The sequence below is a fragment of the Ornithinimicrobium carbonis genome, from assembly GCF_050703245.1.
In the GTDB taxonomy this organism is placed as follows: domain Bacteria; phylum Actinomycetota; class Actinomycetes; order Actinomycetales; family Dermatophilaceae; genus Ornithinicoccus.
In genome coordinates this window covers 1463141-1482934 of sequence record NZ_CP192647.1, presented here as the reverse complement: position 1 = coordinate 1482934, position 19794 = coordinate 1463141, and the positions used below count along the sequence as shown (strand labels likewise).

Annotated in this window: 14 protein-coding genes and 5 pseudogenes; 6 read left to right on the top strand and 13 right to left on the bottom strand. The window is 73.9% G+C overall.

Annotated features, from left to right (window positions below):
* Window positions 1-48: 48 nt before the first annotated feature.
* The 5 genes and pseudogenes from ACQ95T_RS07450 to ACQ95T_RS07430 form a co-directional block, all read right to left on the bottom strand.
* A pseudogene (locus ACQ95T_RS07450) lies at window positions 49-1905 on the bottom strand (FIMAH domain-containing protein); the annotation flags it as partial.
* Window positions 1906-1914: 9 nt separating this feature from the next.
* Window positions 1915-2052: pseudogene (locus ACQ95T_RS07445) on the bottom strand (thrombospondin type 3 repeat-containing protein); the annotation flags it as partial.
* A gap of 291 nt (window positions 2053-2343) precedes the next feature.
* Window positions 2344-2895 (bottom strand): annotated as a pseudogene (locus ACQ95T_RS07440) (FG-GAP repeat domain-containing protein); the annotation flags it as partial.
* A gap of 342 nt (window positions 2896-3237) precedes the next feature.
* Window positions 3238-4008 carry a maleylpyruvate isomerase N-terminal domain-containing protein gene (locus tag ACQ95T_RS07435; RefSeq protein ID WP_425940684.1) on the bottom strand — a complete coding sequence of 257 codons (771 nt, stop codon included), beginning with the start codon at window positions 4006-4008 and terminating at the stop codon, window positions 3238-3240.
* A gap of 6 nt (window positions 4009-4014) precedes the next feature.
* Complete coding sequence (locus ACQ95T_RS07430) at window positions 4015-5151, bottom strand: zinc-binding dehydrogenase (protein WP_425940682.1); 1137 nt, start codon at window positions 5149-5151, stop codon at window positions 4015-4017.
* 17 nt (window positions 5152-5168) lie between these two features.
* Here ACQ95T_RS07430 and ACQ95T_RS07425 point away from each other — a divergent pair.
* Window positions 5169-5954: pseudogene (locus tag ACQ95T_RS07425) on the top strand (zinc-binding dehydrogenase); the annotation flags it as partial.
* A gap of 364 nt (window positions 5955-6318) precedes the next feature.
* Here the strand turns inward: ACQ95T_RS07425 and ACQ95T_RS07420 are convergent.
* Both ACQ95T_RS07420 and ACQ95T_RS07415 read right to left on the bottom strand, forming a co-directional pair.
* A complete protein-coding gene (locus ACQ95T_RS07420; RefSeq protein ID WP_425940678.1) occupies window positions 6319-6996 on the bottom strand; it encodes a haloacid dehalogenase type II in 678 nt (225 codons plus the stop codon).
* Window positions 6997-7048: 52 nt separating this feature from the next.
* Window positions 7049-8389 carry an alpha/beta fold hydrolase gene (locus tag ACQ95T_RS07415; protein ID WP_425940676.1) on the bottom strand — a complete coding sequence of 447 codons (1341 nt, stop codon included), beginning with the start codon at window positions 8387-8389 and terminating at the stop codon, window positions 7049-7051.
* 166 nt (window positions 8390-8555) lie between these two features.
* On the opposite strand from ACQ95T_RS07415, the gene ACQ95T_RS07410 reads away from it, so the two are divergent.
* Window positions 8556-9290: a flavodoxin family protein gene (locus tag ACQ95T_RS07410; protein WP_425940674.1), complete on the top strand. Its 735-nt coding sequence runs from the start codon at window positions 8556-8558 to the stop codon at window positions 9288-9290.
* Between the two features lie 9 nt (window positions 9291-9299).
* Here ACQ95T_RS07410 and ACQ95T_RS07405 read toward each other — a convergent pair whose 3' ends face one another.
* From ACQ95T_RS07405 to ACQ95T_RS07395, 3 genes are all read right to left on the bottom strand, one after another.
* Window positions 9300-10037 carry a maleylpyruvate isomerase family mycothiol-dependent enzyme gene (locus ACQ95T_RS07405; RefSeq protein ID WP_425940673.1) on the bottom strand — a complete coding sequence of 246 codons (738 nt, stop codon included), beginning with the start codon at window positions 10035-10037 and terminating at the stop codon, window positions 9300-9302.
* Complete coding sequence (locus ACQ95T_RS07400) at window positions 10037-10867, bottom strand: alpha/beta fold hydrolase (RefSeq protein ID WP_425940671.1); 831 nt, start codon at window positions 10865-10867, stop codon at window positions 10037-10039. Before ACQ95T_RS07400 ends, ACQ95T_RS07405 begins: the two co-directional genes overlap by 1 nt.
* A 118-nt stretch (window positions 10868-10985) precedes the next feature.
* Window positions 10986-12134, bottom strand: coding sequence for a sugar ABC transporter substrate-binding protein (locus ACQ95T_RS07395; protein WP_425940669.1), 1149 nt, complete (start codon window positions 12132-12134; stop codon window positions 10986-10988).
* Window positions 12135-12421: 287 nt separating this feature from the next.
* Between ACQ95T_RS07395 and ACQ95T_RS07390 the strand changes: the two genes are divergently transcribed.
* From ACQ95T_RS07390 to ACQ95T_RS07380, 3 genes are read left to right on the top strand one after another with little or no spacing between them, the layout of a single operon-like run.
* Complete coding sequence (locus tag ACQ95T_RS07390) at window positions 12422-13618, top strand: O-succinylhomoserine sulfhydrylase (protein ID WP_431473709.1); 1197 nt, start codon at window positions 12422-12424, stop codon at window positions 13616-13618.
* Window positions 13615-14688 carry an NAD(P)-binding domain-containing protein gene (locus tag ACQ95T_RS07385; RefSeq protein ID WP_425941025.1) on the top strand — a complete coding sequence of 358 codons (1074 nt, stop codon included), beginning with the start codon at window positions 13615-13617 and terminating at the stop codon, window positions 14686-14688. Before ACQ95T_RS07390 ends, ACQ95T_RS07385 begins: the two co-directional genes overlap by 4 nt.
* A 4-nt stretch (window positions 14689-14692) precedes the next feature.
* On the top strand, window positions 14693-15664 hold the full coding sequence (locus ACQ95T_RS07380; RefSeq protein ID WP_425940665.1) for an Lsr2 family DNA-binding protein: 972 nt from the start codon (window positions 14693-14695) through the stop codon (window positions 15662-15664).
* A gap of 20 nt (window positions 15665-15684) precedes the next feature.
* Here ACQ95T_RS07380 and ACQ95T_RS07375 read toward each other — a convergent pair whose 3' ends face one another.
* The 3 genes and pseudogenes from ACQ95T_RS07375 to ACQ95T_RS07365 form a co-directional block, all read right to left on the bottom strand.
* Entirely contained in the window at window positions 15685-16911 is a 1227-nt protein-coding gene (locus tag ACQ95T_RS07375; RefSeq protein ID WP_425940663.1) for a saccharopine dehydrogenase family protein, read from the bottom strand.
* Between the two features lie 14 nt (window positions 16912-16925).
* Window positions 16926-17495 carry a diacylglycerol/lipid kinase family protein gene (locus ACQ95T_RS07370; protein ID WP_431473708.1) on the bottom strand — a complete coding sequence of 190 codons (570 nt, stop codon included), beginning with the start codon at window positions 17493-17495 and terminating at the stop codon, window positions 16926-16928.
* 89 nt (window positions 17496-17584) lie between these two features.
* A pseudogene (locus ACQ95T_RS07365) lies at window positions 17585-18238 on the bottom strand (diacylglycerol kinase family protein); the annotation flags it as partial.
* Here ACQ95T_RS07365 and ACQ95T_RS07360 point away from each other — a divergent pair.
* Entirely contained in the window at window positions 18171-19679 is a 1509-nt protein-coding gene (locus ACQ95T_RS07360; protein ID WP_425940660.1) for a DEAD/DEAH box helicase, read from the top strand. The pseudogene ACQ95T_RS07365 and the gene ACQ95T_RS07360 overlap by 68 nt on opposite strands.
* Window positions 19680-19794 lie beyond the last annotated feature (115 nt).

Sequence of the window (19794 nt, the reverse complement as noted above, 5' to 3'; positions counted from 1 at the left end):
GTTCGCGCGTGGCGCCCGCCCGGGTGGCCCCGGGCCCCGAGCCTGGCTCTACAGCCCGGCCCGCAACGCCTCGATGTCGGTCAGCAGCACCGCCGCCGCCTCGTCCTCGATCGACTTCCCCGTCTGCGCCTCCACGTGCGAGGCCAGAGCGGCGAGCTGGTTGTCAGCGGCCCGCAGGTTGCCCCGCTCCATCGACGCCTCTACCACGGCGAGCCGCGCGACCAGGGTCGCCGCCTCCTCCGGCACGATCAGGCCTGCGTCGGCATACCGCTCCACCAACCCGCGCAGCGACTCCAGGGTCACCTCGGCGATGAAGGTCACCGAATCGGTTCCCTCGTTGCCCGAGGTGTCGATGGCCGTGACCGTCAGCGTGTGTTCACCGAGCCCGAGCTGGCTCAGGTCGATCTCGTCCGCGTCGAACACCTCGCCGTCCAACCGGACCACCAGCTGCTCCACGTCGCCGCGTTCGTCGTCGACCTCCACGACGACCGGGACGACCTCGTGGTGCCCGTACTCGCCGGCCTGCGGAGACGTGATCTCGACCGTGGGGGCCACGTCGTCGACGACGGTGAACGTCCACGCCTCCTGAGTGGCGTTGCCGGCCTTGTCCTCGACCCGCACCACGACGGTGTGCTTGCCCAGCGTCAGCTTATCCAGGTCGACCACGGTCCCCGCCCCGAGAGTCTCGTCGTCCAAGGTGATCTCGGTCGACCAGACCCCCGACAGCGCGTCCCCGACGACCGGCGCGATCGTCACCTCGTCCGTGTAGGAGTAGGACTCCGCCAGGTCGAGGGTCACCGTGGGCGCGTCCGGGTCGTGCGCCCGCATCGCGGCTGCGTACTCACCCAGCGTCATCGACACGCCGCCGGTCTCCTCGAGGAGGGCCTGCAGCTCGGTCAGCGTCCGCTGGTAGCCCTCGAACGCTCTGGGGTCCAGGGTGCCCTCGGAGAAGTTCCCGTCGTAGCTCGTCAGCTCGAAGAGCACCTGGCAGGTGCCGTGCTCCTGGAAGTCCGCGCGGCACCGGTCGGCCAAGGAGGTGGAGGCGTGCCGCTCCCAGTCGGAGTAGTCCTTGCCGTCCTCGGTGGGCCTGCAGACGTCCGCGTCGTCGCAGTCCACGCCGCTGTGCGCCCGTAGACCTTGCTCGGCGCCTGACTGGCAGTTGGTCCAGGTCGCCGCCCCGTTTCCGCAGGCGATCTGCGACCAGGGCACGTGCGCCAGGCCAGCCTCGTCGACGTAGTTGAAGTCGTCCCGGCCCCACGGCTCTGCGTACCAGGCGGAGGAGACGTAGGAGTAGCCGACCGCCTGGATGGCCTCCTGGGCCGCGTCGTCGAAGGCGTCCGTCGGCGGGATGAACCCGGTCAGCGCGTGTGATGCCGCGGCCAGGTCGACGGTGCCCGCGATCGCGTCCATCCCCACGCGCAGGAGTGCGACGGACTGAGACACCGGCATGCCACAGTCGAACTCGGCGGCCGTGGGCCCGTGCTCCTCGAGGTATGGCGTGTAGACGCAGGTGTGGTAGGTCCCGTGGTGGACCAGCTCGAAGTTCGGGTCGGCGATCACCGTGTCCAGGAACTCCGGGGTGCTGCTCCCGTCCAGCCGTCGTTCGTCCCAGGGGATGAGAGCCAGCGAGAAGCCCAGGTCGCGGCCCAACGCCTCGGTCGTGAGGGCACGGGCAATCTCGGACCGATAGCCGACCGACATGGCGTCCGCCCGCAGCATCAGCGCTGGGCTGCGGCCCCAGTCGATCCGGTCTGCCTGCTCGTGCTCCCAGGAGCCGACCTCGGTCGCCGGTCGTCGGTCGTCCCGAGGGTCACAGGCGTCGCCGCGGTCGTCACCGTCGCGGTCCTCCTGGCTGGGGTCCGCGGTCCACGGGCAGACGTCGACCGCGTCCTCGACGCCGTCGTCGTCGTCGTCCGGGTCGCAGGCGTCCCCTGCGCCGTCGCCATCCAGGTCCACCTGAACCGGGTTCTCCTTGTCCAGCTGGATGTCCGGCGGGTTGGGCACCGATGGGCAGTTGTCCAGCGAGTCGGACAGGCCGTCACCGTCGGTGTCGGGCGCCTGGCCGTGGAGCATGGTCACCGGGTTGGTGATCCAGCCGGAGTGGAAGCCGCGGACCAGGTCGAGGTAACCGTCCCCGTCCCAGTCCGTCGCATCGACGACGTTGTTGACCAGACCGGGCAGGGTCAGGGTCGTGCAGGAGTCGTAGACGGGCGCCCCGGCGGTGGACGAGTCCAGACACTGGTGCAGCCGGAACGAGCGGTCAGTACCGACCTGTCCACCCGCCACGAGCAGGTCCAGGCGGCCATCGTCGTCGATGTCGACGACCGTGGGCTCGTGGTAGGCCTCACCGTCCAGCCCGTCGGTCGTGCCCGACCGGACCAGCCACTCCGGCGCTGCCCAGGCGTGGGTGTCACTGGTTCCGACGTTGCGGTACAGGCGCACGCCCTTCTCGTTCGCCAAGGCGCCGGTCCCGATGAGCAGGTCCAGGTCGCCGTCACCGTCCAGATCGACGAGCTCCGGGGAGACGTACGCCGTCGTCGACCCGGTCGTGGCACCCACCCGGGCACCGTCCTCGGTCACGAGGATCTCGCAGCCCTCCGTGTGCACCCGGGCGGCTCCGTCACCGGACCCCGGACACAGGGCGACACCCTTCTGGCTGTACTGGGTCCCGACCACGAGATCGGCCTCTCCGTCCCCGTCGACGTCGCCCACCGCAGGACGGGCGTAGAGCGTCCAGCCGAACGGGTCTCCGATCGTCCCCGAGCCGAAGACGGAGGACAGCTGTCCCAGGGCTCCGTCCTCGTCCCGCAGCGCGACCGCGACACCACCGTGCTGACCTGCACTCCGCAGCCCGACGACGAGGTCGTCGCTCCCGTCCCCGTCCCAGTCGGCCACGGCCGGTGCCGGCGCGTGGTTCGCGGGCAGCTGGAGGAGGTCCACCGTGGTGTCGTGCTCCCAGGGGTAAGGCGCAGCCTGCGCCGCGTCGGGCGAGCCGATCGCCACAAGCGGCGTGACCAGCAGGGCGAGCAGGGCGCTGAGCACCGCAGCTGCGCGCGGGGACGACGACGTCGTGACCACAGAGTTCTCCCGATGGTGATCGCCGCACCGCGGCGTGGTGTTCGTGTGCTGCCGCGTGCAGGCTACGGGGCAGGTCGAGCACCTGACCAGGGACTTTGCCAAGAACTGACCTGAGGATGACCGTCCTGTGACCCGGTGGGTGAGGGATTCCCACGGCGCTCAGCTCCAGCGCACCCGGGCCCGCCCGCGCCAGACCTCGAGCACGCCGCCGTCGTCCTTCACCGCGCCGGGGGCGGCACGGTTCCAGAGGGTGAGGTAGAGCGCGCGGGGTGTGCCGGCCAGGACGGGGTCGTCGTCGCGAGCGGGCCGGTCGCGGTCGGTCGTGACCGCGCCGTCGTCGGCGACCCGCACCGTCCAGGACCGGTCGGACCCGTCGGGGCGGACGACGAACCGCAGGGGCCCGGCGCCCCTGAAGCGCGACCGGCCGCGGGTCACGAACCCGGTGAGCAGCTCATCGACGCCGTCCAGGGCCACCGCGTCGTCGATCCAGACCGCCACGTCCGGAGGCGCAGCCCCGCCCAGCCGGGCGGCGAGCGCGTCGACGGCGTGGATCGTCGTCTCGTGGCACTGGCGCCGGGCCCAGAACGTCCGCGGGGGCGGGGCGTCGCGGAGGAAGACCATGGCCGCGACGTCGTCGGCGACCTCCCCGATCGTGGTGGCCAGCGCCGCGGCGCCCTCGGCGAGCCAGGCCACGGGGTCGGCCACCTCGTGGCCCTCGGCGTTCCAGCCGGGCGGGTGGCACGGCTGCTGCAGCAGGGTGGCGCGCGCCCAGCGGTGCACCATCCCCTGGTGGGCGACCAGGTCGCGGACGGTCCAGCGGGGGCAGGTCGGCACCGCCGCGTCGAGGCCGGCGGTGCTCGCCTCGTGCTCGAACTCCCCCGCCGCGGCCAGGAGACCGGCGACGTGCTCCTCGACGCTGCGGTGCTGCATACCTCCTCAGCCCCCCATGGTCACCACGGCCCGGCCGGTGATCCCCCCGGCGCGCAGGGCGGCGTAGGCCTCGTCGACGTCGGCCAGGTCGAAGGTCCGGGTGACCACGTCGCGGTAGCGCAGGACCCCGCGGTCGGCCAGGTCGATGACCGCCGGCAGGTCGGTGCGGGTGCGGGCGCCGTAGTTGGCCACGATCCGCAGACTGCGCCGGACCATGAGGTTGATCTCCACCGGCGCGTCCTGGCCGGCACGGCCCAGGCCGACCGGGACCATCCGGCCACCGGGCGCCAGAAGCTTCAGCGCCAGCTCGAACGTCTCGGGTCGGCCGAGCACCTCGAAGGCCACGTCCACCCCCAGACCGCCGGTGGCGGCCAGGACCTGCTCGCGCGCGTCGGGGTCGCGCGAGTCGACGGTCACCGTGGCCCCCATCCGGGTGGCCGCCGCCAGCTTGTCCGCGTCGACGTCGACGGCGACCACCTCGGAGGCACCGAACGCCCGGGCCAGCTGGACGACGTTCGACCCCACCCCGCCGACGGCGACGACCGCGACGCTCTCCCCCGGGCGCAGGTCGGCAGCCCGCCGCACCGCGCCGTAGGCGGTCAGCCCGGCGCACCCCAGGACCGCGGCGGGCGCGAGCTCCATACCCTCCGGCACGGGGGCGACCGCGGTGGCGGGCACGACCGCGTACTCGGCCAGCCCGCCCATGGAGTACATCGCGACCGGCTCACCGCCCGAGGTGCGCAACCGGCTCGTGCCGTCGAACAGGTGGCCCGACAACCGATTCTCGGCGAAGAAGGGTTCGCACAGGTCGTCCCGTCCCTGCGCGCAGAAGCGGCAGCGGCCGCAGGGCATGAGGAAGGCCCCGACCACCGGCCGACCGACGGCCAGGCCGTCCCGCCCGGCCCCGGGCCCGAGGGCGGCCACGTGCCCGGAGATCTCGTGCCCCAGGACGGCCGGCCGAGGGAAGGCGATGTGCCCGTCCAGCGCGTGCAGGTCGCTGTGGCAGACCCCGCAGGCGGTGACCCTGATCAGCACCTCGTCCCGCTGCGGCTGCGGCACCGGAAGGTCCTCCAGGGACAGGTGACCGTCCTCGCGGCACACGGCCGCCCGCATCGTGGTGGGCAGTGCCTCGGACGTCGTCATCGTCGTCTCCCTCGTCGATGTGGCGGACGCCTCCGATCATGCCGTGCGGGTGGGGGTCCGGCCAGGCCGGGTGGGGTGGCGGCCGACGGCGTCCACGCCGGACCGGGGAGACTGGGCGGATGGACCCCGCAACCACCCGGCAGGTCGTGCTGCTGTCCCGGCCGGACGACGTCCCCCGGGCCGAGCACTTCGAGATCCGCGAGACACCGGTGCCGGACCTGGCCGAGGGTCAGCTGCTCGTGCGCACCGAGTACCTCTCGGTCGACCCGGCGATGCGCGGTTGGGTCAGCGCGGTGGCCAACTACGCCGAGCCGGTGGGGATCGGTGAGGTGATGCGCTCCCTCGCGGTCGGCGAGGTCCTGGCCTCCCGGCACCCTGCCCACCAGGTCGGCGACGTGGTCATGGGGATGTTCGGCTGGCAGGAGCACGCGGTGGTCGACGCCACCGCCGTGTGGCTGACCGTCGTCGACGACGACCTGCCGCACTCGCTCGCCCTCGGCGTCCTGGGGCTGAACGGGCTCACCGCCTGGGCCGGTGTCCACCGGGTCCTGCGCCCCCGGGCCGGGTCCACGGTCGTGGTCTCCACCGCCGCCGGCGCCGTGGGGTCGATCGTCGGCCAGCTCGCCTCGAGGATGGGCTGCCGCACCGTCGGCATCGCCGGCGGCCCCGGGAAGGCCGCCCGCTGCGTGGAGGAGTTCGGCTACGACGTCGGGATCGACTACCGCGCCGCCGACTTCCAGGAGCAGCTGGCGGCCGCCACGCCCGAGGGGGTCGACCACTACTTCGACAACACCTCAGGACCGATCACCGACGCGGTCCTGGCCCGGCTGGCACCCCGCTCCTCGGTGCTCGTCTGCGGGACCGCGGCCATCCATCACCTCCTGGGACCCCTGGCCCACCGGCCCCCGCGTCGAACGCATCGTCCTCACCCGCCGCGCCCGCATCGAGGGCTTCCTGGCCTTCGACCACCTCGACGTCCTGGAGGAGGCGGTCGGCGAGCTGGCGGACCTCGTCCGCTCCGGCCGGCTGGCCCACCGCGAGCACGTCCTCGACGGGCTCGAGCACGCGCCCGGCGCGATCGCGATGCTCTACGAGGGCAGCAACGAGGGAAAGCTCGTCGTCCGGCTGCCCTGAACCGCACGGTGCGTGGCGCACCGGCGACGGAGGCTACGCCGGGGAGCTTCCCAGCACGGACGCCAGCTCGACCAGCGAGGCCACCTCGACGTCGGGACGGGCGAAGTGGGCGGGGTATGCCGTGCCGCTGCGGTCGATCCACGCCGTCGCCAGACCCGCCTCGTGGGCGCCGTGGACGTCCCACGGGTGGACGGCCACCAGCATGGCGTCGGCCGCGTCCACCCCGCAGACGTCAAGGGCGTAGGCGTAGGCCTGCGGCGCGGGCTTCCACCGTGGCGCGTCCTCCACCGACAGCAGCCGGTCGAAGGCGTCCGTCAGCCCGTGGCGCTCGAACAGCCCCCGGGCGACCGCGGTGGAGCCGTTGCTCAGGGTCACGAGCGGGATTCCCAGGTCGAGCAGTCCCCGCACGCCCTCGACCACGTCCGGGTGCACGCCGAGCTGGCCGAACCCGGCCATCACGTGCTCGACGGCCGGCTCCACGTCGTCCATGTGCGGGGCCAGCACGCCGCCCAGGACGTCCTTGCCGACGTCGGCGAAGGACGGGTTGGACCCGGTAGCGGTGAGGGCGAAGCCGTCCCGCAGCAGCGCGGCGAACCACGTCCTCGCCAGGTGCTCGGGCGCACCGACGGCGGCGAACCGCTCCCCCATCGGGCTCATGTCCGAGAGCGTCTCGTTGACGTCGAACACGATGAGGTCGGGGCGTCGGTCCATCCCAGGACGCTACCCTGCCGCTCCCGACGTGCGGCGGCACCACCGACCTCGCTCAGGCGTCCTCCGGCTCCAGCTCGGTGAAGATCTCCACGGTGCCGGTCAGGGTGCGGTGGACCGGGCACTTGTCGGCGATCCGCAGCAGGGCCTCCCGCTGCTCCTCCGACAGCGCGGGATCCACGGCGATGGAGCGGTCGATCCGCTCCAGACGTCCCTCGGTGGTCTCGCACTCCTGGCAGTCCCTGGCGTGGATCCTGCTGTGCCGCACCGTGACCGTCGTGGTCCCGTAGTCCCAGCCCTTGCGGCGGGCATACATCCGCATCGTCATCGAGGTGCACGCGCCCAGAGCCGACAGCAGCACCTGGTAGGGGTCCGGTCCGTCGTCGTCGCCTCCGGCGGCGGTCGGCTCGTCCAGGACCCAGGTGTGCCCTCCCGCCTCCGCGGTGTGCGCGTAGCCGGCGTCGGCGGCCCGCTCGCTCACCCGCACCCCCTCGAGGACGGGCTGCGTCACCTGGGCCGTGGCCACCGCCTGCGCCGCCTCTTCCCGGGGCGCCGCCTCGTCCTGCCCGCCGGTGACGTCCGCGGCGGCCGTGACCGGGTCGGGCAGGTAGCGACCGGCCCAGGCGGCCACGATCCCGGCGGCGAACTCCGCGTCGGCCGGGTCCGAGAGGAGGTGGTCGGCCCCGTCCAGGGAGACGAAGGACCGCGGGTGACCGGCCGCGGCGAAGATCGTTGCCGCCTCCTCGATGCCGACGACCTGGTCCTGCGGCGAGTGGAGCACGAGAATCGCCGCGTCCAGGGTCCTGAGCCGTTCCGTCTGCGACTGCTCGGAGATGTCGTGGAGGAACTGCCGACCGATGACGAAGGGCCGCCCGCCGATGTCGACCCGCAGCCGGTCCTCGCCCTGCTCGCTGGGCCGGGCGTCGGCCAGCAGGTGCTGCACGTGCTCGGGCGAGGCCGGCGCCCCGATCGTGCTCACCGCACGGACGCTGTCGATCTGCCCCGCGGCCGCGACCACGGCCGGACCCCCGAACGAGTGGCCCACGAGCAGCCCGACCTGCCCCCACTCGCGTCCCATCCACCGGGCGGCGGCCACCAGGTCCTCCACGTTGGTGGTGAAGGTGGTCTCGGCGAAGTCGCCCCCCGAGTCCCCCAGGCCGGTGAAGTCGAAGCGCAGGACGGCATACCCGCGTCCGGCCAGCTGCTGGGAGATGCGGGTGGTGGCGTGCGCGTCGCTGCTGCAGGTGAAGCAGTGCGCCATGATCGCGTAGCCGCGCGGTCGCCCGTCCGGCAGCTCGAGGGTGGCCGACAGGTCGGCCCCGGTGGCCCCGGGGAAGGTCACGTCCCGCACGGTGGTCCGGTCCCCGTCCCGGACGGCCTGCTGCTCCTGCTGCACGTCATACCTCCACGGTGGTCATCCTCGTCCTGGCTGCGTCCACCCTGGCACGCCGCCACGGTCCGTGCCGCGAGGGGGTCACCGCCACCGCCCACGGAGCGGCCGGTGGTGGCAGGCTGGTGGGACCAGCCAGCCCCGACCACCCCGTCGCACCGAGGAGCCACCCATGGACGCACCCCGTTACGAGGACCTGACCGCCCTGCTCGTCAACTGTTCCCTGACCCCCGACCCCGTCCGCTCGCACACCGGCCGCCTGCTCGACGTGGTCGACCACCTGATGAGCGGCGCCGGCGTCACGGTGGACCGCCTGCACGCGGTCAGCCACGACATCGCCCCCGGCGTGCAGCCCGACATGCGCGAGCAGGGGTGGGAGGAGGACGCGTGGCCCGAGCTGTGGCCCCGCGTCCAGGCCGCCGACATCCTCGTGCTGGGCACCCCGCTGTGGCTGGGCGAGGAGTCCTCGGTCTGCCGCCGGGTCGTCGAGCGGCTCTACGCCATGTCCGGGCAGCTCAACGACGCCGGCCAGTCGATCTACTACGGCAAGGTCGGCGGCGCGGTCATCACCGGCAACGAGGACGGCGTCAAGCACACCTCGATGTCCCTGCTCTTCGCCCTGCAGCACCTGGGCCTGGTCATCCCGCCGCAGGCCGACGTCGGCTGGATCGGCGAGATCGGACCCGGACCCTCCTACGCAGACCCGCGCGAGGGCGACGTGCCGGTCGGCTTCGACAGCGACTTCACCAGGAAGAACGCCACGATCATGTCCTGGAACCTCATGCACACCGCCGACCTGCTGCGCCGCTCCGGCGGGCTGCCGTCCTACGGCAACGACCGCAACGCCCTGCAGGACGGCGAGCTGTTCGGCTACGCCGACCCGGAGGCGGTCAGCAGCGGGTCCTGACGCGTCCGGCTACAACCAGCGCGGCAGGGCCGGGGCGGGACCGCCGCCGACCGTCCCCGGCGCCCCGTCCGCGTCCCGACCCGTGAGGTATGCCGCCAGCTGGGCCGCCGTCCCCCGCACCTCGGGCGCAGCAGGGCTCTCGGTCGGCTCGCCGATGCGCCACGTGCGCTCCCCGACCTCGTCGTGGAGCCAGAGGGCGGGGTGGTCGGCCGAGCCGACGGCAGCCGTGCGCTGGGCGACGACGTCGTCCACCAGGTCGTGCAGGAAGCCCTCGGGCAGGTCGGCGAAGGACACCCCGGCCCCCAGGTCGGCGGCATGGATCATCACCTCCCGGGCCCTCATCCAGGGCACCTCGGTCGCCTCGATGGTGCGCCCCTGAGCCGTGCGCACCGGGCTCTCCCACTGCTCGTCGGTCAGCGCGTCGAGGTCGGCGCGCAGGTCCCGCGCGGTGGAGGCGAACCACTCCCTCAGCTCGACCGGCGGTTTCAGCGCTCCCTCGTCGATGTCGGCGTTGCGCTGGTCCATGGAGGCGTACATCGGCGTCTCCACGCCGGTGCGGGCCCAGGTGACGAGGTTGCGCAGGGCCTCGGCGTTGGCCGCCACGTGGGCGACGACGTGGCGCCTGGTCCATCCCTGGAGCGACGAGGGTCCGTCGAGCTCCTCGCCGGACAGCCCGGCCAGCGCCCGTCCGAAGATCGCGGTGCCCTCGTCCGCCCACGCGAGCGAGCGGGTCAGCGGTGGTGCCATCAGAACCTTCCCTCCTCGGCCGGGGAGTCCGGCCGCACGACCTGGTCGAGCCACCCGGCCAGCACCTCGGCGACCTCGAGCGGCTGCTCGGCGGGGGCCAGGTGGGCCGACCCCTCCGCGATGACGACGGACGCCCCCGGGAGGGCCGCGGCCAGCTGTTCCTGCGTCGCGGGCGGCACCACCTGGTCGTGGCGTCCGCCGAGGACCAGCACCGGCATCCTCACGTCCGCCAGGAAGGGCCGCAGGTCGGCCTGCGCGAGCGCCTCGCACACCCGGGCGTAGGACTCGTCGTCCGCCCGCTCCAGGCCTGCGAGCAGCGCCGCCGCGGTGCCGGCCTCCCGCTCGAGGAACCCGGGCGCGAACCACCGCTGGGTCGAACCCTCGACCATGCTGGCCGTCCCGTCGCGACGGACCGTCGAGGCCCGCTCGTGCCATCCCTCGGCGGTACCGACCTTCGCCCCGGAGCACAGCACCGCGCTCCCGAGCACCCGCGCGGCCGCACCCGACCGGCCCGTCGCCAGCGCCAGCCCGACGACCCCGCCGACGCTCACGCCGGCGTGGGCGAAGGTCTCCCGGGGCCGGACCTCGTCCACCAGGGCGACCACCGCGCGGCCGAGGTCCTCCACGGTGAACGCGTCGGGGCAGGGATCCCCGTCCCCGTGCCCCGGCAGGTCCCACCCGAGGACGTCCACCTCGGCCAGGGTCGCCAGGTGCCGGGCGCACTCCTGCCACAGGGCGACCACCCCGGTGCCCAGCGACGGCCCGACGACCAGCAGCGGCCGTCCGCCGTCCGGCGTCAGCCAGTGTCCCCGCAGCACCGGTCCGTTCATCGCCGTCCGTCCGTCCTGCGGTCACCCGTGTCTTCGTGCCTCCCGGTCATGAGGACAGGTTCCCACGGACCAGCCGTGCAGGGGCCACCCGTCCGACCGTGGGATGACGCGCGGTCGGTCAGTCTTCGTCCAGTCCCCACAGCTGCAGGAAGCCCTCCTCGTAGGACATGTCGCCGTAGCCCTCCGACGCGTTCTCGGCGGTGATCAGCCGCGAGTAGGGAAAGTCGACCTCCCTCACGGACTCGCCTCCGGTCATCAGGCGCAGCACCTGGTCGGCGGCGTACCAGCCCATGGCGGTGTGGTCGAAACCGGCCACGGCACCGACCGGCCCGTCGGGCGTCACCTGCTCCAGCACCTCCGGCGTGCCGTCCTGGCTGACGACGAGGACGTCCGTGCGCCCGGTCGCCTCGATCCCCTGCACGGCGGCGTCCACAGCGACGTCCATGGTGACGTGGACGTAACGGGTTGCCGGCGAGCGGGCCAGCGCCTCCTCGACCAGTGCGGGCAGCTCGCCGAGCCGGCCGGTCGTGACCTCCAGCAGGCTCGTCGTGCATCCGGGGCACGCCGCGTAGACGGGGAGCGCCCCGTCCTGGACCCACGCCTGCATCGCGGGGGTGTCGATGAGCTGGACCACGAGCACGGACCCCGTCCCGCCGGAGTCGGCCACGACCCACTCGGCGAGCCAGCCCTGCTGCTCGGCATGGTCGGGACTGAGGTAGCCGACCTCGGCCGGATACCCGCGGCCCGTCGGCGCGGTCTGGGTGAACAGCACGGGGATCTCTGCACGGGAGGCGTGGACCAGCGCCGTCGCGATCCGGTCCTCGGGCACGGCACCGGTGACGATGACGTCGACGTCGGCCTCGACGGCCGCGGTGACGCAGGCGGCCATCACCACCGGGTCGCCCGTGCCGTCGCAGGTCTCCACCGTCACCCCGGCGTGGCCCAGCGCCTGCGCCATGCCGTCCCGGACGGCCAGAAAGGTGCCCACCTTCGACGACGCAGGCACGTAGTGGACCGTTCCACCCTCGAGATCGTCCACTCCCGCCACGGGGGGTCCGGGTGGGACGAACTCCTCCACGGCCATCTCCGTCGCCCGGTCGACCACGGCCTGCGCCCTTCCGGCCGCCGGGTCCACGGTGCGGTCGGCGGTCGCGCCGGTGGCGTCCTGCCCCTCCGGACCGTCCCCGTTCTGCGCCCCGCATCCTCCCAGCGCCAGCAGGGCCACCACGGCCACCGCTCCCGGACCGGTCCACAGCGACGTCCTCATGGCCCTTCTCCTTCCTGCTTCCAGCGTCCTCCCGCCGCCACCTCCTCGTCAGGGTGAGCGGGGCCGTCGCAGGGTGAGTTCGCTCACAGGGAGATCGAAAGGCATCCGCCCCGACCGAAAATTCGTCCTGCCACCCCTCCTCCCGACCATGGTGCGGCCCTCGACCCAGCCACCCGCGCTCTGCCTCCCCCGGCCCACCGACCTGCGAAGATCACGAGCGCACCGGGCGCGCGACGGCATACCGAGGATTCTTCGTCCTCCCCCCGCCCGCCCTAGATTGGCTCCCCATGGAGCAGCCCCCCGCCGCCTGGAGATCAGACACCCTGGCCGTCCGCGGCGGGCTGATGCGCAGCGGCTTCGACGAGACCGCCGAGGCGCTCTACCCGACCTCCGGCTACGTCTACTCCAGCGCCGAGGAGGCCGACGCGGCGTTCGGCGAGGAGATCGAGCGCTTCGTCTACTCCCGCTACGGCAACCCCACGGTGGCCATGCTCGAGGAGCGGCTGCGGCTGCTGCACGGCGCCGAGGCCTGCCAGGCGACCGCCTCGGGCATGTCGGCGGTGTTCACCACGCTCGGCGGCCTGTGCGCGCAGGGCGACCGGATCGTCGCGGCCCGGGCGCTCTTCGGCTCCTGCTTCGTGGTCGTCGACGAGGTCCTGCGGCGCTGGGGCGTGGAGTCCACCTTCGTCGACGGCACCGACCTGGACCAGTGGGCCCGGGCGCTGTCCACCCCGGCGACCGCGGTGTTCTTCGAGACCCCCTCCAACCCCACCCAGGAGCTCGTCGACATCGCGGCGGTGAGCGAGCTGGCGCACGCGGCCGGGGCGGTCGTCGTCGTGGACAACGTCTTCGGCACGCCGGTCTTCTCCCGACCCCTGGACCACGGCGCCGACGTGGTCGTCTACTCCACGACCAAGCACATCGACGGTCAGGGACGCGTCATGGGCGGGGCCATCCTCGGTCCGGCGGAGCTGGTCGGCGGACCGATCCGCACCCTCGTGCGGCACACGGGCCCCTCCCTGTCCCCCTTCAACGCGTGGGTGACCCTCAAGGGTATGGAGACGCTCACCCTGCGGGTGGAACGGATGGCCGCGAGCGCGCTGACCCTGGCGACGGAGCTGGAGGCCGACCCCCGGGTGCGGCGGGTCTTCCACCCCTGGCTCCCCTCGCACCCCCAGCACGGGCTCGCGCGACGGCAGATGAGCGGCGGGGGCACCGTCGTGACCTTCACCCTCGACGGCGGACGCGCGGAGGCCTTCCGGTTCATGAACGCCCTGCAGGTCGTGGACATCTCCAACAACCTGGGCGACGCGAAGTCGCTGACCACCCACCCGGCCACGACCACCCACCGGCGGCTGCCCGAGGAGGCCCGCGTCGCGGCCGGGATCCAGGAGGAGGGCACCGTCCGTCTCTCGGTGGGGCTGGAGGACCTGGACGACCTGCGCGAGGACGTGGCCAGGGGCCTGACGGCGGCGTTCGGCTGACCGTGCGGCGCGTCGACGTCCTCGTCCTCGGCGCCGGGCAGGCCGGCCTGTCGACGGCGTACCACCTGCGACGGCGCGGGTTCGCCGCGCAGGGCCCCGCCACCTACCTCGTCCTCGACGGCGAGGAGGGGCCGGGCGGCGCGTGGCGGCACCGGTGGCGCTCCCTGCGGATGGCGACGGTCAACGGGATCGCCCAGCTGCCGGGGATGCCGGTGCCGGAGGCGGACCCGTGCGCGCCGAGCTCGGAGTTCCTCGTGCACTACTTCGGGCGCTACGAGGAGGAGCTGGAGCTGGCGGTGGAGCGGCCCGTGAAGGTCCGGCGGGTGGTCCGCGAGGACGACGACCCCCGCGGCCGCCTGCGGGTGGAGACCTCGGCCGGGGCGTTCTCGGTCCGGGCGGTCGTCAACGCCACCGGCACCTGGCGCAAGCCGTTCTGGCCGATCTACGCCGGGCAGGAGACGTTCGCCGGACGTCAGCTGCACGTGGCCGACTACGTCGCTGCCGAGGAGTTCCGCGGCCAGCACGTCGCCGTCGTCGGCGGCGGGATCTCGGCCGTGCAGCTGCTCGACGAGATCTCCCGGGTGACGGCCACCAGCTGGTTCACCCGCACGGAGCCGGTCTGGCGCGAGGACGACTTCGACGCGGACGCGGGCCGGCGGGCCGTGGCGATGGTCGAGGAACGGGTCCGCCAGGGGCTGCCCCCGCAGAGCGTGGTCTCGGTGACCGGCCTGCTGCGCACGGCCTCGCTGCGGGCGGCGGAGGAGCGGGGCGCCCTGGACCGGCGGCCGATGTTCACCGAGATCGTCCCCGAGGGCGTCCGCCTGGTCGACGGACGGGTGCTGGAGGTGGACGTCCTCCTCTGGGCGACCGGGTTCCGTGCGGCGCTCGACCACCTGGCTCCGCTCGGTCTGCGGGGCCACGGCGGCGGCATCCGGATGGAGGGGACGCAGGTGGCCGACGAGCCCCGTGTGCACCTCGTCGGCTACGGGCCCTCGTCCTCCACGATCGGGGCGAACCGGGCCGGGCGCGCGGCGGTCACCGCCCTGGTGAGGGAGCTCGGCATACCCTGACGTCGTGGACGACTTCCTCATCGCCCGCAACCCCGAGGAGGGCACCTCGCTGCCCTACCTGCTGCGCATCCCGCTGGGGCCGGAGGGCGTGGTGCTCAAGGCGCGCGACACCTGGCCGCGCACCGGCAAGATCTACTGCCACCGCGCCGCCGGCTGGCCCCGGGACCCGGACATCGTCGAGGCCGTGCCGACCCGCTCGTGCGTGCGTCGGGGGGCGAGCATCGACCTGGTCCTGGCCCGCGGCCGGGAGAACCGCTCGCAGTTCGTGCTCACCCGCGTCCGCGGGGGTCGCGAGGCCATCTTCTGGCAGACCGCGCGGACGGCCAGGCAGGCACGGCCCGCGGTCGCCCTCCCCACGGCCCGCGCCTCCGGCGTCGCCGGCCTGGAGGTGCTCGTCGACAGCCACGAGCGCTACGCCTGGACCTTCGACCACCAGCAGGTCCTCACCCGGCGCCAGGCCCTGGTGGCCGGCGACTACGGTGTCGAGGTCCAGGGTCGTCTGGTCGCCTCCGTCGAGCGGAAGTCGTTGCCGGACCTGGTCTCCACGCTGACGAGCGGCCGGATGCGCTACGTCCTGGCCGACCTCTCCGCTCTCCCCGCTGCCGCGGTCGTCGTCGAGGAGCGCTACTCCTCCGTCTTCAAGCTCGACCGGGTCCGTCCGGCCGTCGTCGCCGACTCCCTCGGCGAGTGCCAGGCGCGTTTCCCTGCCGTGCCGATCGTGTTCTGTGAGAACCGTTCCCTGGCCCAGGAGTGGACCTACCGCTTCCTGGCGGCGGCACTCACCCACGCCGCCGAGGAGGCCCACGTCGGCGGCGAGGCGAGCCCCCTGCCGTCCGCGCGTCCCCCCACCGCCGCCCAGGTGCGGGCGTGGGCGCGGCAGGAGGGGTATGCCGTCTCCGACCGCGGTCGGATCCCGCAGGAGATCTCGGCGGCCTTCGAACGGCGCGGCGGTCGGGCCGGGGACCCGGAGGGCTGACCCGCCCGGCGAGGCTGGGCTCAGGCGTCGAGGCGGCGCACGTCCAGGGAGAACCCCTGCGCGCGGAGCGCCTCGGCCAGCGCGTCGCCGATCGCCACGGCGGGGGTCAGCACCCCGCCGTCGCCCGAGCCGCGCGTGGCGACCAGCGTCAGCGCCGCCTGTCCGAGCATGACCGAGGTGGCGGCATACCCGGGGTCGCCCTGCGCGGCGACGGTGGCGGCATACCGGGTCCCGTTCTCGGTGGTCGTCTCCGTCTCGGTGCGGAACGAGCCCGCCTCGCGCCTCGCCCGGTCCGGACCCTCCCCCGGTGCCGGCAGCCGGCGCTCCACGAGCGGACCCACGACCGGCAGGGCGAGCGCGCCCATGAACGTGCCGAGCCCGGCGACCATCGCCTTCGCCCGCAGCGCGCCCCTGGCCCCGCGCCCGGTGGGCACGAGCTCGCGGTAGCGGAACCGGGGCCCGTAGCCACCCTCGGTGAGCGCGTGGGAGCGCCGGACGACGCGGGTGTTGTAGGGCCCCATGAAGAATGGGGCGGCCCAGCGGCCGCTGCGCTCCTCCACGAACGGCCGCCACACGTCCCGCTGACCCGGCGTGCCGGTCGCCCCGCCGCTGAGCGCCTCGGGGTCGAGGACGACCCGGCGCAGCGAGGGGTCCTGGCGCATCCGCTCCAGCTGGGCGCGCAGGGAGTCGATCGTGCCGCCGCTGATGCCTCCCCGTATCCGTCGCACCCACAGCGTGGTGTCGGTCAGGCCGCCCGCTCCGTCCGCCTCGGCCGCCCGGTGCAGCAGGTGGACGCCCAGGTCGGAGGGCACCGAGTCGAACCCGCACGAGACGACGATCCGCGCCCCCGTCCCCCGGGCCGTCCCGTGCGCCCGCTCGATCGCCTCCCGCACGAAGAGCACCTCCCCGGTGAGGTCGGCGTAGTCGGTCCCCTCCTCGGCGCAGGCCACCACCAGCGGCATGCCGTAGCGCTGGTAGGGCCCGACGGTGCTCACCACCACCGCGGACCGGGCGGCCATCGCCCACAGGGCCGGTTCGTCGGCGGCGTCGGCCACGACGAGGGGCCAGTCGGCCGCGCGCGGGCCGAGCGTGGACCGGACGGCCGCCAGCCGGTCGCGGGAACGGCCGCCCAGGCCGATCCGCACACCCTCGGGGGCGGTGGCCACCAGATGCTCGGCGACGAGCCGACCCACGAAACCGGTGGCGCCGTAGAGGGTGATGTCGAGGTCGCGCGTGTCGTCCGTCATGCGTCCATCGTCGGTCATGGCCGCGGCAGGGACGCGGCCGGTGGGCTCCCGGGCACCCGCAACCGCCAGGCGTCGGGCTCGACCCGCCAGGTCCGTCGCCGGAGCCGCCCCGGCGGGACCTCCCCGTCGGCGCTGACGTGGAACGCGTCCCGCGGCCCCACCGCCTCGACGAGCACCTCCCGGCCCCGGGTCACGGTGACGTCGGAACGCCGGGTGTGCCGTCCCTTGCGCAGGTCGCGGGCGAAGCTCGTGCGCGCCGCGGGAGAGGTGCCCAGGGCGACCACGACCTCGGCGAGGCCGTCGTCGGGCCGGGCGGCCGGCGCCACGAGGGTCCCGCCCCCGACCGAGGAGCCCAGGGCGAGGGTGACCATGAGGACGGGGGCCGAGCCGTCGACCACGGTCGCTCCGTCGACGACGATCCTCAGGTGCCAGCCGCGGGACGTCAGTCCGGCCCGGAGGGCGCCGACCGCGTACGCCGCCTTGCCGAACACCCCCTTGACCTCGCCCGCGTGGGCGGTGGCCTCCGCGGCGACGCCGGCGTGGACCGCGTTGACGACCACACCGCCGGTGTCGTCCACCAGCATCCCGCGTGGGTCGGGACGGCCCGTGGCCGCGCGAGCGGTGCTGCGGCCTCCGGGTCGAGCGGGATGCCGGCGGAGCGGGCCAGGTCGTTCCCGGTCCCGGTGGGCACCAGCCCGACCGTGGCCGGCAGCAGGCGCTGGTCGTGCAGCTCCTGCAGCAGCCGGTGGACGGAGCCGTCACCGCCGAGGACGACCACGTCGCGCCGGACGGGACCGGCGAGGGAGGAGGCGGCGGCGGCATACTCCTCGTCGGACCCGGGGGTCCTGACCTCGACCTGTGCCGGCGCTGCGGCCGTCGCGAGGAGGCGGCGCACGCGCTCGACCCGGGAGTGCTCGTCGTCGTCCCCGGGGGGTCTGGCCAGGACGAGGACCGGTCGACGGTGGTCGGCCCTCGTGACGTCGGCGTCGGCGGTCAGGTCTGCTCCTTCGTCGGTCCTCGGTCGGCTGGGGCCTCCAGCGTAGGTCCACACCGGTCCGGGGCGTCGGTGTCCGGGACGGGCGTCCACGACCGCTACACTGGTTCCAGCGCCCCGCACCGTCTCGCCTCGGGGTGCCCGATCTGTGCGCCGCCCTCCCCCACCTTCCCAGGTGCTCCGGGCAGCCCCCAAGGTCGCGCCGCTCCCGCCGGGGGCCTGCGCGCCGGGTGAGACACCGCATACGTCTCGAAAGACTTTCTTAGTGACCTCCAGCTTCGCCGACCTCGGCGTGCCCGCCCACCTGTCCTCCCTCCTGGCCGAGCGCGGCATCACCGTGCCCACGCCCATCCAGGCCGCCACGCTGCCCGACTCGATGGCCGGCCGGGACGTCCTGGGCCGCGGCCGCACCGGGTCGGGCAAGTCCTACGCCTTCCTCCTGCCGCTCGTCACCCGGCTCAGCACCGGTGCCGACGCCCGCCGGTCCGCGACCCGTGGGCGTGCCCCCCGGGCCCTCATCCTGGCGCCGACCCGTGAACTGGTGCGCCAGCTCGACGAGGCGCTGGCCCCGCTGGCCAAGGCCGCCGGGCTGTCCACCCTGACCATCTTCGGCGGCGTCGGCCAGAACCCGCAGGTGCGGGCGCTGCAAGCGGGCGTCGACGTGCTCGTGGCCACGCCCGGCCGGCTCGAGGACCTCATCAGCCAGCGCCACGCGGACCTCGGATCGGTGCAGATCACCGTCCTGGACGAGGCCGACCACATGTCCGACCTGGGCTTCCTGCCCGCGGTCAAGCGGCTGCTCGACCGCACCCCGCGGGAGGGCCAGCGCATGCTGTTCTCCGCGACGCTGGACGCCGGGATCGACGTCATCGTCAAGCGCTACCTCGACCGCCCGGTCACCCACCACGCGGACTCGGCCCAGTCGCCGATCTCGACCATGGCGCACCACGTGCTGCACATCGACGCCGGCCACCGGCTCCCGGTGCTCACCGACCTGGCGTCCGCGCCCGGTCGGGTCGTCATGTTCACCCGGACCAAGCACGGCGCGAAGAAGCTGGCCAAGCAGCTCAACGGCGCGGGCGTGCCCACGGTGGAGCTGCACGGCAACCTCGCCCAGAACGCCCGGGTGCGCAACCTGGACGCCTTCCAGTCCGGCACGGCGACCACCCTGGTGGCCACCGACATCGCCGCCCGCGGCATCCACGTCGACGACGTGGCGCTCGTCGTGCACGCCGACCCGCCGGTCGAGCACAAGGCCTACCTGCACCGCTCGGGCCGCACCGCCCGCGCCGGCGCATCGGGCACCGTCATCACGATCATGACCGACGACCAGGTCCGCGACGTACGTTCGCTGACCCGCGCCGCCGGCATCAGGCCGACGATCACCAAGGCCCACCCCGAGCACCCCGTGCTCGTCGAGCTCGCTCCCGGTGAGCGCACGCTCGTCCCCGGTGGCCTGCAGCTGGCCGTCCCGGAGCAGAGCGGTGGCCAGGGGCGTGGCCGCGGCAACGGTGGCGGTCGAGGCAACGGTGGCGGCCGTGGCAGCGGCAACGGCGGCGGAGGCCGCGCAGCCGGTGGCGGCCGTAGCGCAGCCGGTGGCGGAGGCCGCGGTCGCGGCAGCGCCGCGGGCTCGGGCCAGGGACGCCCCGCCCGTACCGGCGGAGGCGGCGGCGCCGGCGGTGGTCGCTCCGGCGGACGCTCGCGGAGCGGCTCCGGCGGCGGTTCGGTCGTGGCCTTCTCCTCCTCCAGCAGCGGGAGCCGCGGAGGTCGCTGAGCCGCGGCAGGCTGCACCGCACGGCGTCACACAGCGCACGGCGTCACGCAGGGCACCACGCAGCGCACGGCGTCACGCACCGCACCACGCATCTTGACGGCGGGGGTCGACCTCA

What these genes read in the sequence shown, in the direction of transcription:
- ACQ95T_RS07435 (WP_425940684.1), bottom strand. Translation starts at nt 4,008, where the DNA reads ATGCAGCACCGCAGCGTCGAGGAGCACGTCGCCGGTCTCCTGGCCGCG.
- ACQ95T_RS07410 (WP_425940674.1), top strand. Translation starts at nt 8,556, where the DNA reads ATGGACGCACCCCGTTACGAGGACCTGACCGCCCTGCTCGTCAACTGT.
- ACQ95T_RS07400 (WP_425940671.1), bottom strand. Translation starts at nt 10,867, where the DNA reads ATGAACGGACCGGTGCTGCGGGGACACTGGCTGACGCCGGACGGCGGA.
- ACQ95T_RS07375 (WP_425940663.1), bottom strand. Translation starts at nt 16,911, where the DNA reads ATGACGGACGACACGCGCGACCTCGACATCACCCTCTACGGCGCCACC.
- ACQ95T_RS07430 (WP_425940682.1), bottom strand. Translation starts at nt 5,151, where the DNA reads ATGACGACGTCCGAGGCACTGCCCACCACGATGCGGGCGGCCGTGTGC.
- ACQ95T_RS07420 (WP_425940678.1), bottom strand. Translation starts at nt 6,996, where the DNA reads ATGGACCGACGCCCCGACCTCATCGTGTTCGACGTCAACGAGACGCTC.
- ACQ95T_RS07370 (WP_431473708.1), bottom strand. Translation starts at nt 17,495, where the DNA reads ATGCTGGTGGACGACACCGGCGGTGTGGTCGTCAACGCGGTCCACGCC.
- ACQ95T_RS07390 (WP_431473709.1), top strand. Translation starts at nt 12,422, where the DNA reads ATGGAGCAGCCCCCCGCCGCCTGGAGATCAGACACCCTGGCCGTCCGC.
- ACQ95T_RS07405 (WP_425940673.1), bottom strand. Translation starts at nt 10,037, where the DNA reads ATGGCACCACCGCTGACCCGCTCGCTCGCGTGGGCGGACGAGGGCACC.
- ACQ95T_RS07395 (WP_425940669.1), bottom strand. Translation starts at nt 12,134, where the DNA reads ATGAGGACGTCGCTGTGGACCGGTCCGGGAGCGGTGGCCGTGGTGGCC.